Origin of the sequence: Rhodococcus sp. ACPA1 (assembly GCF_002300195.1) — a bacterium.
Classification (GTDB): domain Bacteria; phylum Actinomycetota; class Actinomycetes; order Mycobacteriales; family Mycobacteriaceae; genus Rhodococcus_F; species Rhodococcus_F opacus.
Genome location: NZ_NSDX01000006.1, coordinates 714,626 through 727,191, shown reverse-complemented (window position 1 = coordinate 727,191; position 12,566 = coordinate 714,626). Strand labels below are relative to the sequence as shown.

General features: G+C 65.7%; 18 protein-coding genes. 8 read left to right on the top strand and 10 right to left on the bottom strand.

Annotation, left to right across the window (positions count from 1 at the left end):
- Window positions 1-68: 68 nt before the first annotated feature.
- On the top strand, window positions 69-599 hold the full coding sequence (locus CJ177_RS32810; protein ID WP_257014781.1) for a hypothetical protein: 531 nt from the start codon (window positions 69-71) through the stop codon (window positions 597-599).
- 36 nt (window positions 600-635) lie between these two features.
- Here CJ177_RS32810 and CJ177_RS32805 read toward each other — a convergent pair whose 3' ends face one another.
- The gene (locus tag CJ177_RS32805) at window positions 636-1,163 is read right to left on the bottom strand and encodes a PadR family transcriptional regulator (protein ID WP_005246612.1); all 528 of its coding nucleotides are present in this window, start codon (window positions 1,161-1,163) and stop codon (window positions 636-638) included.
- A gap of 103 nt (window positions 1,164-1,266) precedes the next feature.
- On the opposite strand from CJ177_RS32805, the gene CJ177_RS32800 reads away from it, so the two are divergent.
- The gene (locus CJ177_RS32800) at window positions 1,267-1,749 is read left to right on the top strand and encodes a DUF1707 domain-containing protein (protein WP_061041780.1); all 483 of its coding nucleotides are present in this window, start codon (window positions 1,267-1,269) and stop codon (window positions 1,747-1,749) included.
- Between the two features lie 39 nt (window positions 1,750-1,788).
- Here CJ177_RS32800 and CJ177_RS32795 read toward each other — a convergent pair whose 3' ends face one another.
- Window positions 1,789-2,499 carry a tyrosine-protein phosphatase gene (locus tag CJ177_RS32795; protein WP_061041781.1) on the bottom strand — a complete coding sequence of 237 codons (711 nt, stop codon included), beginning with the start codon at window positions 2,497-2,499 and terminating at the stop codon, window positions 1,789-1,791.
- Window positions 2,500-2,715: 216 nt separating this feature from the next.
- On the opposite strand from CJ177_RS32795, the gene CJ177_RS32790 reads away from it, so the two are divergent.
- The 3 genes from CJ177_RS32790 to CJ177_RS32780 all read left to right on the top strand — a co-directional run bounded on the left by CJ177_RS32790 (window position 2,716) and on the right by CJ177_RS32780 (window position 3,585).
- Window positions 2,716-3,042 carry a hypothetical protein gene (locus tag CJ177_RS32790; protein ID WP_005246620.1) on the top strand — a complete coding sequence of 109 codons (327 nt, stop codon included), beginning with the start codon at window positions 2,716-2,718 and terminating at the stop codon, window positions 3,040-3,042.
- 91 nt (window positions 3,043-3,133) lie between these two features.
- On the top strand, window positions 3,134-3,328 hold the full coding sequence (locus CJ177_RS32785) for a hypothetical protein (RefSeq protein WP_005253188.1): 195 nt from the start codon (window positions 3,134-3,136) through the stop codon (window positions 3,326-3,328).
- 5 nt (window positions 3,329-3,333) lie between these two features.
- The gene (locus CJ177_RS32780) at window positions 3,334-3,585 is read left to right on the top strand and encodes a hypothetical protein (RefSeq protein ID WP_061041782.1); all 252 of its coding nucleotides are present in this window, start codon (window positions 3,334-3,336) and stop codon (window positions 3,583-3,585) included.
- Here CJ177_RS32780 and CJ177_RS32775 read toward each other — a convergent pair.
- From CJ177_RS32775 to CJ177_RS32755, 5 genes are read right to left on the bottom strand one after another with little or no spacing between them, the layout of a single operon-like run.
- Window positions 3,577-4,011 (bottom strand): OsmC family protein, encoded by a 435-nt coding sequence (locus tag CJ177_RS32775; RefSeq protein WP_061041783.1) that lies wholly within the window; start codon window positions 4,009-4,011, stop codon window positions 3,577-3,579. The genes CJ177_RS32780 and CJ177_RS32775 overlap by 9 nt on opposite strands.
- Window positions 4,008-5,372 (bottom strand): LLM class flavin-dependent oxidoreductase, encoded by a 1,365-nt coding sequence (locus CJ177_RS32770; RefSeq protein WP_061041784.1) that lies wholly within the window; start codon window positions 5,370-5,372, stop codon window positions 4,008-4,010. Before CJ177_RS32770 ends, CJ177_RS32775 begins: the two co-directional genes overlap by 4 nt.
- Window positions 5,373-5,384: 12 nt before the next feature.
- Window positions 5,385-6,470 (bottom strand): NrtA/SsuA/CpmA family ABC transporter substrate-binding protein, encoded by a 1,086-nt coding sequence (locus CJ177_RS32765; protein WP_095869514.1) that lies wholly within the window; start codon window positions 6,468-6,470, stop codon window positions 5,385-5,387.
- Between the two features lie 52 nt (window positions 6,471-6,522).
- Window positions 6,523-7,260, bottom strand: a complete 738-nt coding sequence (locus CJ177_RS32760) for an ABC transporter ATP-binding protein (RefSeq protein WP_025432639.1) — start codon at window positions 7,258-7,260, stop codon at window positions 6,523-6,525.
- Window positions 7,260-8,123 carry an ABC transporter permease subunit gene (locus CJ177_RS32755; protein ID WP_082764478.1) on the bottom strand — a complete coding sequence of 288 codons (864 nt, stop codon included), beginning with the start codon at window positions 8,121-8,123 and terminating at the stop codon, window positions 7,260-7,262. Before CJ177_RS32755 ends, CJ177_RS32760 begins: the two co-directional genes overlap by 1 nt.
- A gap of 225 nt (window positions 8,124-8,348) precedes the next feature.
- On the opposite strand from CJ177_RS32755, the gene CJ177_RS32750 reads away from it, so the two are divergent.
- Both CJ177_RS32750 and CJ177_RS32745 read left to right on the top strand, forming a co-directional pair.
- The gene (locus tag CJ177_RS32750) at window positions 8,349-8,972 is read left to right on the top strand and encodes a GntR family transcriptional regulator (RefSeq protein WP_257014779.1); all 624 of its coding nucleotides are present in this window, start codon (window positions 8,349-8,351) and stop codon (window positions 8,970-8,972) included.
- A 103-nt stretch (window positions 8,973-9,075) separates the two neighbouring features.
- Window positions 9,076-9,798, top strand: a complete 723-nt coding sequence (locus CJ177_RS32745) for a DUF3105 domain-containing protein (RefSeq protein ID WP_005246635.1) — start codon at window positions 9,076-9,078, stop codon at window positions 9,796-9,798.
- Window positions 9,799-10,090: 292 nt separating this feature from the next.
- Here CJ177_RS32745 and CJ177_RS32740 read toward each other — a convergent pair whose 3' ends face one another.
- From CJ177_RS32740 to CJ177_RS48585, 3 genes are all read right to left on the bottom strand, one after another.
- Window positions 10,091-11,065, bottom strand: coding sequence for a nucleoside hydrolase (locus tag CJ177_RS32740; protein ID WP_095869512.1), 975 nt, complete (start codon window positions 11,063-11,065; stop codon window positions 10,091-10,093).
- 87 nt (window positions 11,066-11,152) lie between these two features.
- Window positions 11,153-11,518 carry a peroxiredoxin gene (locus tag CJ177_RS32735; RefSeq protein WP_037233968.1) on the bottom strand — a complete coding sequence of 122 codons (366 nt, stop codon included), beginning with the start codon at window positions 11,516-11,518 and terminating at the stop codon, window positions 11,153-11,155.
- A 49-nt stretch (window positions 11,519-11,567) separates the two neighbouring features.
- A complete protein-coding gene (locus CJ177_RS48585) occupies window positions 11,568-12,023 on the bottom strand; it encodes a hypothetical protein (protein WP_257014790.1) in 456 nt (151 codons plus the stop codon).
- On the opposite strand from CJ177_RS48585, the gene CJ177_RS32730 reads away from it, so the two are divergent.
- Window positions 11,958-12,566, top strand: a complete 609-nt coding sequence (locus tag CJ177_RS32730; protein ID WP_226955790.1) for a poly-gamma-glutamate hydrolase family protein — start codon at window positions 11,958-11,960, stop codon at window positions 12,564-12,566. The genes CJ177_RS48585 and CJ177_RS32730 overlap by 66 nt on opposite strands.

Sequence of the window (12,566 nt, the reverse complement as noted above, 5' to 3'; positions counted from 1 at the left end):
GCGTGTCACCGCTCGTGGAAACATCACCAGCGAGCCTCGCCGATATGCGTTCGGGTAAGTTTCCGCGCATGAGAACCGCATCGTGGGTCAGCGCGGCGGCTGCGGTGCTGTTCGGTGCCACCACTGCCGCAGCGTGGCGGAAGGCAACCCTCGCCGATCAGGCCCGACGCGAGGCCGAGGCTGCGCTGGACGCGGCGCTCGAACAGGTCACCGCGTTGACCCGGATCGCCGAAGCCGCGCAGCGAGAATTCCCACAGCCGCAGGACGTCCAGTTCGAAGTCCAGCGCATCCGCGGACCCGTCGACCGGTTCCGGCTCCGCAACGTCGGAACCGGTACCGCCACCGACGTGCGGTTCGTCGTCGATCCCGCCGAGGAGCAGAACCGCCGGATTCCCACGCCGCAATGGCTGCAGGAAGAACCCGTGACATTGCTGCCGAAGGAATGGGCCGATTTCGCCGCGAGCGCGTTGTCTCCCGTCGGCGGCTCGTGGCGAATAGTCTTTCCGGCGTTCGTCACCGTGATCTGGGACGAAGCCGGCCCTCCACGACGGGTGGACCTGCCGACCGCTCTCGTTGCCGAAGACGGCGTGATCGGCTGACTCTCCGAAACCCGCACCCGGCGAGCAGCGGGACCGTCAGGGACCTCCCTGTCCCAGACGGTTCCCGACGCGATCGAACCATTCGAGTACGGCACGTTCGTACACGATCCCGAAGTCGAGTGTGGCCAGCGCAAATCGGTTGGATCCGTGCACTGCGGCCTCACGCTCGTATTCGGCGAGCTGACTCTCGTGCGCTGCGCGGTGTGAGTGCAGCATCGCGGCCAACCTCTCGGGCGGAAGGTGCGCGCCGAACGCGACGGTGAGCAGCATCGGATAGCGGATGTTCTCCGGGCCGGGGTCGCGCTCGATCCACTCCGCGAATGCCCGGCGACCGTCCTCGGTGAGCGTGTAGGGCTTGCGCTCGCGGGCGCCTCGCTCCCCCGCCTCGATCAACCCGGCACGCTCCATCGCGGCCAGCTCCCGATACACCTGGCTGGTCGTGATCGACCAGAACTTGCCGATGCGTTCCTGTGCGGTCACCACCAGGTCCCATCCGGTCTTGGATCCCTCGTGCAAGAACCCGAGGAGCGATGCCGCAGTGGCGTTGAGGGGGCGTTCGGCCATGGCACGGTCCTTCGCGCAGTCGGGGGTTGACATTCCACTGTGGCATATCGATGATAGTAGTAGCGACATTCCACAGTGGAATGTCAACGCTGAGGAGGGTCCGATGCAGAACGCGGACAACATCCGGATATCCGATTCCGAACGCGAGCAAGTCGTCGGTGAACTCGGGCGGCACCTCACCGCCGGGCGACTGACGATCGGCGAGTTCGACCAGCGGGTGGCACAGGTATATCGATCGACCACCCAGCAGCAGGCGCATCAGGTGTTGCGTGATCTTCCGCCGGCACCCCAGGCAGTTACCCCCGCGCGGCCCGGGGCACCGACGAGCCGCCCCTCGCGTCGCCGCATCCCGGGTCACCAGCGGATCGAGTGGCTCGCCTGGCTCGCCGCAGGTGGAATCAACATCGCGATCTGGGGCATCGTCTCGCTCGCTACCGGCGTGATGATCTACCCCTGGCCGATCTGGGTGATAGGCCCGTGGGGGGTGGTGCTGCTGGGCAGGACACTGCTCGGCCGCGAGGGCGGGTGCCGCAAGATCACCGATGCTCTGCGCGACGACCGGATCAGAGTCGCGGTGGGGCGCTGAATCCTCGCGGACGAACTGCGTTGCGCCCCGTTCCGCCGGTCACCCGGCGAAACGCGCGATCCAGAGTCGGATCGTCTCGTCGGTGGCACCGCGCCCCCGTAGCCACGCGTGCACGCCACCCGGGTGGGCGTCCCAACGGGCCAGGACACCCTCGATGGCCTCGGGGACGGCACCTCGAAGATCGCGGTCGTTGGGATGCGCCTGGCCCAGCTCGGGAGCGAAACGGGTAATTCGGGCCAGAACGGCGTCCATGTGCTCGTTGGTCGATTCGTAGTCGGCGACGATGTCGTCGGGCTCGACTCCGGCCGTACGCAACAGTAAAGCCACCGCGACGCCGGTGCGGTCCTTGCCTGCGGCGCAGTGCAGCAGCACCGGGCCCGGCGCGGTGGCTGCCACCTGCAGGACGTCCACGAGTCGCTCCCCCGCGTTGGTCAGAATCCCGAGGTAGATGTCGGCGAGCCGGGCGCCCTGGTTCGGCGCTGCGACCTCGGCATCGGACAGCAGCGAGATCTGGTGCACGGCAGTTTTCTGCGACCGCAGCGGATGCGCCCGGGTCGCGAATTCCCGGGGACTGCGCAGGTCGACGACGGTGCGGGCCGGCCACTCCTCGACCGCGGTCGGGCGGGCGTCGCCCGGTGCCGGCAGAGCGCTGCGGTAGAGCACCCCGGCCTGGGTCCGGCGCCCCTCGGCGAGCGGAAGCCCGCCGAGGTCGCGCAGGTTGGGGAGGACATCGAAGTCCGTGACGGTCATAGGAGCTTCCTTCCGAGGCGAGACGCAGTGACCAGGCAGAACGGTCCGTGTCCCCGCCGGACGCGGGCGGCGAGGGCCAGAAGATAGGTATACCCCCCGGTGATTCGGCCGATGCGCCATGTCCCCGCAGTGGGCGACGATGTGACCTGTCTCATACTCACGAACCGGGGTCGCCCGTTGGTCCGACGCCGCCACTGACGGAGGGTGCTCGCACCGATGAATGCCGAACCGATTACCTGCGGTGACTACGTCACGGCAACCTTCGCGCGTGATTTCGTCGCCGAGGGATTCGACCACGACGCTGTCGAACGCATCCACAGCGGTCTGTTCGACGAGTGGGGTCACGCCCTTGCTCAATCGGGTCTGTTCACCAACCGAACCGTCGCGGCCGCGCTGCACTCCTGGCAGGACGATCCGCACTCCCTCCTCGACGCCCTGCTCGCGAACGCGGACGAGATGACCCTCAAGCGCTACGACCTCGTCTGGGAGGCACTGGAGCGTGCCCACGTCGGTTCGGCCGAGCCCCTCGCCGAATACGCATGACGCAGCCGACGGCAGTGGCGCCGCGAAGTCCACCGGAGCCGTTCACCACCACTTCCACAGACATCACCGACCACACCGACGAACGAGAACAATGAGCACCAACACGTATCCCACCATCGAAACCATCCGCATCGGGCAGTCCGGTCACGAATGCCGCTACTGCGGGCACGCCGTCGCGAAGGATGGCCCAGGCTACCGGCACACCACTACCGGTCAGTACCGCTGCGATCCCGCCAGTCGAGCATTGAACGAAGCCCGGCTGTCCAACAGCATGGTTCGGAGCTGAGCACGATGAACGTGCAAGCGATGCAGGTGAGCGCGGCGCCCGAGCGGCTCGGCAGGTACCGCGACGCGGTCGATGCGCTGCGCGTCTTCGACAGTCCCGGCCACCGGACCGACCCCCGCACGGCACTGTTGTTCGACAGTCTCACCGATGATCTGATCGAGGCAGCTCAGACGGCCGGCGTGGGCGACACGGTTCCCCAGCGCGACATCTTCGCCGTGATCGACACCGCGATCTCCCGCCCACGCCCGTCACTCTGAACCTCCCGCGCCATCCGAGTGGGCAGTGACGGTCAACGCGATTCCACTTCCCCGCCTGATGGTGTTGTAGATCGGACAGGACGCCGCGAACTTCGCGGCCAGTGAGTCGGCCGTCGGCTGGTCCACCCCGTGAATCTCGATGCGCACTTCGGTGAAGTCGTAGCGAGTCGGGTCGGCCGCCCCCCGTCGATGAGATGCGTGTACCTCGATGTGCTCGACCCCGATCTCGTCGGCCTCGGCGTTGGACTGAATGTTCGCCATTGCGCACGAAACGATCGCTGCCAGGAGCAGTTCGCCGGCCTGGACGGCCTCGGCCGGCCCGAACCGCGAATCCGAGACGAGGTGGTTCTCGCGGGCATCGAGGATGAATCGTCCCGGCACCCCGGACACCGTGTGCCCGGACACCTCCGCGACGTCGGAAGTCACTGTGCGGCCTCGGCGGCTCGACGCACCCGGTTGGCCCACTCCCCGCTCTGTACTCGGGGTAGCCCGAGGTTCTCGCGCAGGGTGCTCCCCTCGTACTCCTTGCGGAACAGTCCTCGCTTCTGCAACTCCGGAACCACGTGGCGGGTGAAGTCCTCGAACCCTCCCGGTTGATACGGCGCCTGCACCATGAATCCGTCGCAGGCTCCCTGTCCGAACCATTCCTGCAGTCCGTCGGCGACTTCTGTTGCAGTGCCGATGAATCCACCTTCGACACGACCGCCGTAGCGCTTCCCGAGCTCGCGCAGAGTCAGCCCCTCCCGCTCGGTCATCTCCCTGACCTCCTGGTAGTGGCCTTCGACGCCGGGAACCTCGACGTCCGGGAGTCGCTCGTCGAGTGGGAACGTCGACAGGTCCACGTCCAAGTGGTACGCGAGTGTGGACAATCCACCGAGGGGCGGTACGAGGTCGAAGAGTTCTTCGAATGTCTGCTGCGCTATCGCCGTCGTGGCCCCGACGACGGGCGCGATGGACGGGAGGATCTTCACAGCCTCGGGGTCGCGGCCGTGAGCGGTGGCCCGTTCTTTGATCTCCTTGTAGAAGTCCTGCGCGGATTCGAGGGACGCGTGGCTGCAGAAGATCACGTCGGACCACCGTGCCGCGAAGTCCTTGCCCTTGGCGGACGCGCCGGCCTGGATCACCACGGGGTAGCCCTGCGGCGGCCTGGGGACGTTGAGCGGCCCCTGCACGGTGAACCAGTCACCCTTGTGACGGATCGGGTGCACTCGATCCGGATCGGCGAACAACGGCTGTTCGGTATCGAGGACAAGCGCGTCGTCCTCCCAGCTGTCCCAGAGCTTTCCCGCGGCCTCCAGGAACTCGTCGGCCCGCTCGTATCGCTGTTCACGGGGAAACTGCTCGTCCCGGTTGAAGTTTCGCGCCTCCGACTCTTGGAATGAGGTCACCACATTCCATGCCGCACGCCCCTCGGTCAGGTGGTCCAGGGTCGCGAAGGACCGGGCGACGGTGAACGGTTGCGCGTACGTGGTGGAGACCGTGGCGGCGAGGCCGAGGTGCGACGTGACCGCACCCATCGACGACAGCACGTGAAGCGGGTCGAGTCGCATCGAACCGAGTGCGCCGTTGCGTAGCTGGGAATCGGGGCTTCCGCCGAAGCGGTCGGGCACCGAGAGGATGTCGGCGAAGAACGCGAGATCGAAACGAGCGTCCTCGAGGGTGCGAGCGATGTTCTGGTAGTAGCCGGCGCTGAGCCAGCCGGGAACCGATCCCGGGTACCGCCAGCCGCCGGGCCGACCCGGGCCCGCGGTGACGAAGGCGGCCAGATGCATACGAGAGGGAGACATGTGCGGTGACACCTACTTCGCGAGGGCCTGGTTGACAACTGACTTGATCGAGTCGAAACGCGAGTCCTGCAACCAGGTTGTCACGTCGACTCGGTCCGGGTACACGCCGAGGTCGTGGAAGTTGTCCGCGAGGTCCTGGGTTCCGTTGATCGCCGCTGCATCCACCGCAGTGAATTCTCCTGCACCGGAATAGGACAGACGTCTCGCCTTCACCAGGTCGAGATATACCTGCTCCTCGAGATCGCTGTTCCCGAAACCACCCAGTTCCGCGAAAGCGGAGACCGCCACCTCGGGGTTGCCGTCGATCCAGCGCTGCGCATCGCGCACGTTCCGGACGAGTGTGGCGGCGGCATCCGGGTGGTTGAATGCGAAGTCCTCACTCGCGACGAAGAAGGCGTAGTCGTACGTCTTCACATCGGGAAGCGCGACCGCGTTGTGTTTCCGCTTGGCCAACTCGATGGTGGGCTGCCAACTGATCCACGCGTCGACCTTGCCCTCCGCGAAGGCAGCCTCCGCATCTGCGGCAGGAAGATTGACGTACTCGATGTCTTCGAGTGTGAGGCCGACCGATTCCAGATACTTCACCAGGCTGTATGTTCCGGTGGTGCCGCGATGATCCGCGACTTTGCGCCCTCGCAGATCTGCACCCGACCTGATGTCCGATCCCCGCGGCACCAGGATGTCGACCTCGTCGGCGGGAAGTGGATAGGCGACCAGCGGGACGATCGGCACACCACCGCCGATGGCGTAGATCACCGCGGTGGCGGTGGCGAAGGAGAAGTCGACACTTCCCGATTTGACGGCCTCCATCACCGGGAGCGAAGCCGGGAAACCCGACGGCCACTGCACGGGGACCCCCAGGTCCTTGGTGAGGTCGAATCCGCCCAGGCTGTTGCGCAGGATCGTGCCGGGCTCGGCCTTCCCGTCGCCGATCAATGCGTATCGCACCTCGGTCAGCGGGCCGCCCGCTGCGCCGGATGCCGACGCACCGCAGCCGGTCAACGAGAGGGCCGACAGGCCCAGGACTCCGGCGCCGGCGGCCCTGAGGAATCCTCGCCGATCGAGGGCGCGGGGTTGTGAAGTGACGCGGGGTGACATGGGGTGAGGGCCTTTCCAATGGGACCAGGGAAGTGGGACTCGGGAACTGGGGCTAGCGGGAGGAGAGGGCGGTGTCTGCCTGGAGGAGTCCGTCGAGCAACTCCTCCTTCCAGGCCGCGAGTTGGGCGTCTCCGCGGTGTCGTGGCCGGGCGTGCGGGATCCTCAGATCGCGGGTGATGCCCTGTTCGGTGAGGAGCAGCACCCGGTCGGAGAGTGCGAGCGCCTCTTCCACGTCGTGGGTCACGAGCAGAACCGTCCTCGGTTGCTCGGCGAGGACGCGTTCGAGAAGTTGCTGCATGGCCACGCGGGTGATCGCGTCCAGGGCACCGAACGGTTCGTCGAGCAAGAGGACATGAGGCCGGTGCAGCAACGCCCGTGCCAGCGCAACCCGTTGACGCTGCCCTCCGGAAAGTTCTGACGGCCAGTCTTTCTCACGCCCCGACAGACCTACATCGTGCAGCAGCTCGAGTGCGCGCTCGCGTTGGTGCCGAGTTCCGAGCTGCACGTTGTCCAGGACGTTCCGCCACGGAAGCAGACGATCCTCCTGGAACATCATCCGCGACATCGTGCCGCCCGAGGTGCCGCCGGTGGTTTCGACGACGCCGTGCGTCGGTTGTTCGAGCCCGGCGATGATCCGCAGAAGTGTGGACTTGCCGACCCCGCTGGGGCCGAGGAACGAGACGAACTCACCGGGCTCGACGGTCAGGTCGACATCGTGCAGAACGGTCTTGTCACGGTATCGGTGGCCGATGCCGACCAGATCGAGGCCGACGAGGTTGGTTGCAGGCATCAGCGATTTCCTCCCTGGTAGTGGGGGTTCCAGCGCAGGACACGGGCCTCGATCAGCCGGGTGATCTGGTCGGCGAGCAGTCCGGCGACGGCGTACAGCAGGATCGCGAGAACGATGCGGTCGTTGCGCAGCATGTCCCGGCCGTTCTGAGCGAGGAATCCGATGCCCTCACTGGTGGCAATCGTCTCGGCGATCACCAGCGTCAACCAGGCGACGCCGAGTGCATATCGGATGCCGGTGAGAATCATCGGCATGGCTCCGGGAACGATGATGTCGCGAATTCGGGCGCCGCGACCGAGCCCATAGGACTCGCCGAGCTGAACGAGTTTCGGGTCGACGGTGCGAATTCCTGCGACCGTGTTGAGGTACACCGGAAAGATCACACCCAGCGTGACGAGCACGACCTTCGGGAGTTCACCGATACCGAACGCCGCGATCAGAAGCGGGACCAGGGCGAGGTGCGGAAGCGCACGCAGCATCTGCAGGGTGCGGTCCACCAGCCCCTCGGCGATTCTCGAGAGCCCGACGACGAAGCCGAGCACCAGTCCGATCGAGGCACCGAGGGTGAACCCGATCAGAATTCGGCGCAGGCTCACCGTCAGGTGTCGCTGCAGCTCTCCGGCGGTCCACAACTGCTCTGCCGTGGCCAGGACCTTGCTGGGCGGAGGCAGGATGGAGGGTGAGATCGCCCCGGTCGAGGACGCCCACTGCCAGCCGAGGATCACGAGGACGGGCACCACCCACGGCAGCAACACCGACGGTTGAAGTCGGTGTCGCGTGGCGGCACGCCGCGGCCGACGACGATCCTCCCCCGTCGGCTCTGCCCGGGTGGGGCGCGGTGCGGCAAGTTGCGTCTCAGACATTCCCGACGACGTCCGATCCGGCGGCTGCTGATTCCCGGCCACGGACTCGCCGTGCTGAGTGGATATTCATGGCTTCTCCTTGTGCTGACGCGGAGGAGCCTACGAACGACTGCACATCTCTGTCTGCATCTGTATACACATGGATTCAAACTCTTTACTTCGGTTGCTCGCCTCTGGTAAGGCTTGCTTCGTGGCATGGCGTTCGTGCCCGGACAGGGGAACTCGGTGGAGAGAGAATCATCGGCGTACAAACAGCTGCGTGAGCGGATCACCGGCGGCGCCGACCGGCCCGGGACGATGTTGATACCGGCGACCATCGGCGCGGAGTTGGGACTGTCCCGCACACCGGTCCGGGAAGCGTTGCAGCGACTCGAATACGAGGGCCTGGTGGTCCAGGCGCCGCGTGGGTACCGGGTGCGCGAGCGCACCCCCGAGGAGGTACTCGAGATCTGCGAGGCACGGATCGCACTCGAGTCCGCGATCGCCTACTCCGCCGCGACACGCCACACCGAACTGGACCTGGCGCGGTTGAGCCGGTTGTTCGAGCAGGCGACCGAATCACCCGATCCCTCGACAAGCCTGGCGCTACACAACGAATGGCACAGCGCGCTTCGCAGCGCGGCTCACAATCAGACCATCGCACAGCTGATGGACCGACTCGACGCTCAGTTGCGGGTCTACGACGCGGAGGAAGCACAGGCCTCCTCCAATCTGCAGCAGATCGAAACGGAGCACCGCGAGATCCTGACCGCCGTGCAGAGCGGCGACGCCGAAAAGGCGCGGATCCTGATGATCGCGCACCAGGCTCGTACCCGCGATCTGCGAATCGCAGCAATGGCCCGGCGGTAGATCGCCGGCATCGTCGAGGAACGGGGCGCTACCTCACGTCTACTACCATGCTTCGCAGATGGGGATGCGCGGTCAGGGCGCCCGGTGAGACGAAGGATCGGCAATGACGAACGACCGCAGCGCGGACCCGAAATCTCGACCGTCCCCAGGACTGCGGCGTCGCCTGCCCTGGCTGCTGCTCGCCGCCGTGGTGGTCGTCGTGGCAGCGGTCGCCGTTGGCGCCTACGCGCTGACCTCCGGAGCCGACGAGGGCCGCAAGGCCCACGACTTCTCGCCGAGCGCGGACAATCCTGACCCGTCACTGGGGATCGAAGGGATCGTCATCATCGACTATCCGCCCGCCGCCCATGTGCAGGCACCGCAACGAGTGGCTTACGACCAGAGTCCCCCGTTCGGTGGCGCACACGACCAGTACTGGGCAACGTGCACGGGCATTGTCTATCCCGAAGCGATCCGCAGCGAGAACGCCGTGCACTCCCTCGAACACGGCGCCGTGTGGGTGACCTACGACCCGGACCGGCTGGACGACGACGACGTCGCGGCGCTGGCAGAGAACGTCGACGGCCAGCCGTACACCCTGATGTCGCCGTACCCCGGTCTCGATTCGGCGGTGTCCCTGCAGTCGTGGGGTCACCAACTGAAACTCGACGACGTCCACGACCGCCGGATCTCCGACTTCCTCGCGGCCTTGCGACAAAACCCGAACACCTACCCGGAACCGGGGGCAACCTGCTCGACGGTGCGGGGTGGATTCGATCCGGCCGACCCGCCACCGTTCGATCCGTCCGCACCGGGTGCGGATGCATTTCCGGTCGACGGTGAGTAGTCGCTTCAGCGAACGTTTCCCACACCACTTCGGACGAGAGCGGGATCCTGCGGTCGAAGCCGAAAATTACCTACCGAAAATGTGTTCCGCTTGTCGATATCGCGATCGCCGATTCGACGTATCAGTAGGAGCACATGAGGAGGTGAGAGCGATGTTGGCGGCACATCTGTTGTCCGGTCTGACCAGTGAAGAGGTCGATCTGATCGTGGCGGAGGAACTGCATCTGCTCGACGCCTTCGTATGAAGGGCGTCGACGCCGTGTCGAATACCGACCGATGACGAACGGGCACTGCTAGCCGGCCGAACCCGATCGGGGAATATCAGCATCGAGCGTGGTGGCGATCCGCGCCCTGATCGAACGGTAATCGAGGTCGGTCACGAATCGGTGTGCCGGCCCCCGTACCGGAGTGACGCCCCACACGGCGGCCCGGCCGTCCTCGTGGAGCACCCGGGGTCGAGCGTCGGCGGCGGACAGCACGACCGTGGGGTCGAGCATCACAGCGGCTGCGACGGAATCGTGTGCGGTGTAGATCGGGTCCTCGACGCGATATGTGCTGGTGCAGTATTGGTGATAGTCCTCGGTGATGTCGCGGACGAAGGTCGCCGTCCTTCCCACCGCCGAACGAGCAACGAGATCGGCCCAGGCCAATCGAAGTCGGCCGGTGACATTCATTCCCACCCACGTAATCTGCCCAGGCGCTGCAGCAACCACCGTAGCCGCGACTGGATCGTGGTTGGTGTTGGTGTCGCCTTTCTCGAGAAACTGTGGTTGTACTGCGGCCTCGACACCTTTACGGGAGGCAGGTCCCATGCCGCCCATGATGGTGACCGAACGGTAGCGGGTCAGGACCCGCGGGTCGCGCATGACGGCGGCGGCGATATTGGCCAGCGGACCCAGGCACAGCAGGTCTACCGCCCCGGGCCGGTCCTCGGCAACGCGGAGCAGTTGGTCGACGGCGGACTCGGGCGCCGGACCCACGCCCGGTGGTGGCCGATATCCGCGGTCGCCGAGTCCGTCGAGTCCGTGTGGCGAATCGGCGGCAGGTGGTGGCCCGGGACGTGGTTGTCCGATGCACACCGGAACATCGCGTAGGCCGGCGACGGACAGAACGGTGAGGGCGTTCCGCGCGGCCTGCTGTTCGGTGCAGTTCCCGAACGCTGTTCCCACACCCACGATCTCGGTTCCGGAGTGCTGTGCAATGGTGAGCATGGCAAGGGCATCGTCGATGCCGGTGTCGGTGTCGACGAGTACGTAGCGATCGGTCACTGCCAGTCCCGCCCCCCGTGGTCCCTGATCGACTCGATTACATTCGCGCGCAGTGTAACTGGCCCCGGGTCCCGCTCGTTCCGCCGGTCAGTAGCTGAAGGTGACCGCCCCTTCGTCGCCGATCCACTTCCACATCGGTACCGTCCCGGCGAGTTCGGCATTGGATACCAGTGCGTCCTTGTCGAGGTGCTTGGCCTCGAAGCAGATCGGACACACCATGTAGATGCCGCCCGCGGTCTCGAATCGTGCCGCCAGATCGGGAAGGGGCGGACAACCTTCGCAGGCCACGCCCTGAATCGTGCCGTCGAGCGCGAGCCGTACCGCTTCCTTTGTGAGAAACATCAGCGTCTCGCGCTGTTGTTCCGCCGCGCCGACCGCGACCAGAAACGCAACCGTCACCTTCTCGGCGTCCTCGAGACCGGTGGTGAGACTGACCACTGCTTTATTACTCATGGATTCGAGTCTTCGCCGCGCGAGGACTGCCGACAAGGGGCTCATCGAGTCACCGGATTCGCGCGCCGAGATCGGTGGCGGCTGCCGGTTTCGACCGCACCCGCCACTGATTCTCGCCTAACCTGAGTAGGTGTTCGAACAGCGTCCGTTTCAGCAGGTCTCGATGACGTTGCGCCTCACAGTCAGTCGCGATCGCTCCACCAGCGCATCCGCCGGCGAACGCATCGGGATTCACCCGCGGATGCTGACCCGAATCGGAGCCCAGCCGCGTCAGCAGGTTCGTGTGAACCACAGGGGAACGACCGCACTGTTCACACTGATCCCCAATGCCGATACGGAAGAAAACGACACCATCCGGATAACGGAGGGGGGCTGTCGTCGGCTCGGCGCGGAGCCTGGACAGACGGTGATTCTCGACCTTCGGTGCGTCGCCCCGGCGATGACCGAGGAAGAGGCCGAAAAAGAGGGTGAGTTCATCGAGCGGCTCGAAGACGACGGGCGACATCACCGTCTCGTGGTCCTGGCACCACACGGTGGCGCCATCGAAACCCGAACGGATCAGCAGGCTGAACAGGTCGTTGCTTCGCTCGGATCACGCGATTCGACGCTGTGGGCGTGTAAAGGGTGGCGACCGGTCGGCAACGCATATCGTTCATGGCACATTTCTTCGAGCGATCTCAGCGTGCACAGCTTTCCGCTTCTGCGCACCCTGTCAGCGAGACGATTCCAGTGGGCGCTGTCGTTTCACGGCTACCGAGGAAACGACGTCCTCATCGGCGGCCTCGCACCCGCGCGGCGCAAGGCGGACATCCGGAACGCGATCGCGCAGGCACTCGACGGAAGCGGAATCTGTGTTCGGGTCGCCGAACCCGGAGAACGACATAGCGGTGAATCTCCATCCAACCTCGTCAACCGCCTGACCATCGACGCTGCCGGCGGAATCCAGATCGAACAGTCCCGACCCGCGCGGACACTGCACGGCCGAGCGATCGCTGCAGCTGTCAGCGAGGTCTACGACGCATGGATCGACACCGACAATCGTCGGTGA

Bases quoted from the DNA above. Each gene is read 5' to 3' on its own strand.
- CJ177_RS32730 (WP_226955790.1), top strand. From the start codon at position 11,958: ATGACCGAGGAAGAGGCCGAAAAAGAGGGTGAGTTCATCGAGCGGCTC.
- CJ177_RS32735 (WP_037233968.1), bottom strand. From the start codon at position 11,518: ATGAGTAATAAAGCAGTGGTCAGTCTCACCACCGGTCTCGAGGACGCC.
- CJ177_RS32785 (WP_005253188.1), top strand. From the start codon at position 3,134: ATGAGCACCAACACGTATCCCACCATCGAAACCATCCGCATCGGGCAG.
- CJ177_RS32805 (WP_005246612.1), bottom strand. From the start codon at position 1,163: ATGGCCGAACGCCCCCTCAACGCCACTGCGGCATCGCTCCTCGGGTTC.
- CJ177_RS32795 (WP_061041781.1), bottom strand. From the start codon at position 2,499: ATGACCGTCACGGACTTCGATGTCCTCCCCAACCTGCGCGACCTCGGC.
- CJ177_RS32745 (WP_005246635.1), top strand. From the start codon at position 9,076: ATGACGAACGACCGCAGCGCGGACCCGAAATCTCGACCGTCCCCAGGA.
- CJ177_RS48585 (WP_257014790.1), bottom strand. From the start codon at position 12,023: ATGTCGCCCGTCGTCTTCGAGCCGCTCGATGAACTCACCCTCTTTTTC.
- CJ177_RS32765 (WP_095869514.1), bottom strand. From the start codon at position 6,470: ATGTCACCCCGCGTCACTTCACAACCCCGCGCCCTCGATCGGCGAGGA.
- CJ177_RS32760 (WP_025432639.1), bottom strand. From the start codon at position 7,260: ATGCCTGCAACCAACCTCGTCGGCCTCGATCTGGTCGGCATCGGCCAC.
- CJ177_RS32755 (WP_082764478.1), bottom strand. From the start codon at position 8,123: ATGTCTGAGACGCAACTTGCCGCACCGCGCCCCACCCGGGCAGAGCCG.
- CJ177_RS32790 (WP_005246620.1), top strand. From the start codon at position 2,716: ATGAATGCCGAACCGATTACCTGCGGTGACTACGTCACGGCAACCTTC.
- CJ177_RS32800 (WP_061041780.1), top strand. From the start codon at position 1,267: ATGCAGAACGCGGACAACATCCGGATATCCGATTCCGAACGCGAGCAA.
- CJ177_RS32770 (WP_061041784.1), bottom strand. From the start codon at position 5,372: ATGTCTCCCTCTCGTATGCATCTGGCCGCCTTCGTCACCGCGGGCCCG.
- CJ177_RS32780 (WP_061041782.1), top strand. From the start codon at position 3,334: ATGAACGTGCAAGCGATGCAGGTGAGCGCGGCGCCCGAGCGGCTCGGC.
- CJ177_RS32810 (WP_257014781.1), top strand. From the start codon at position 69: ATGAGAACCGCATCGTGGGTCAGCGCGGCGGCTGCGGTGCTGTTCGGT.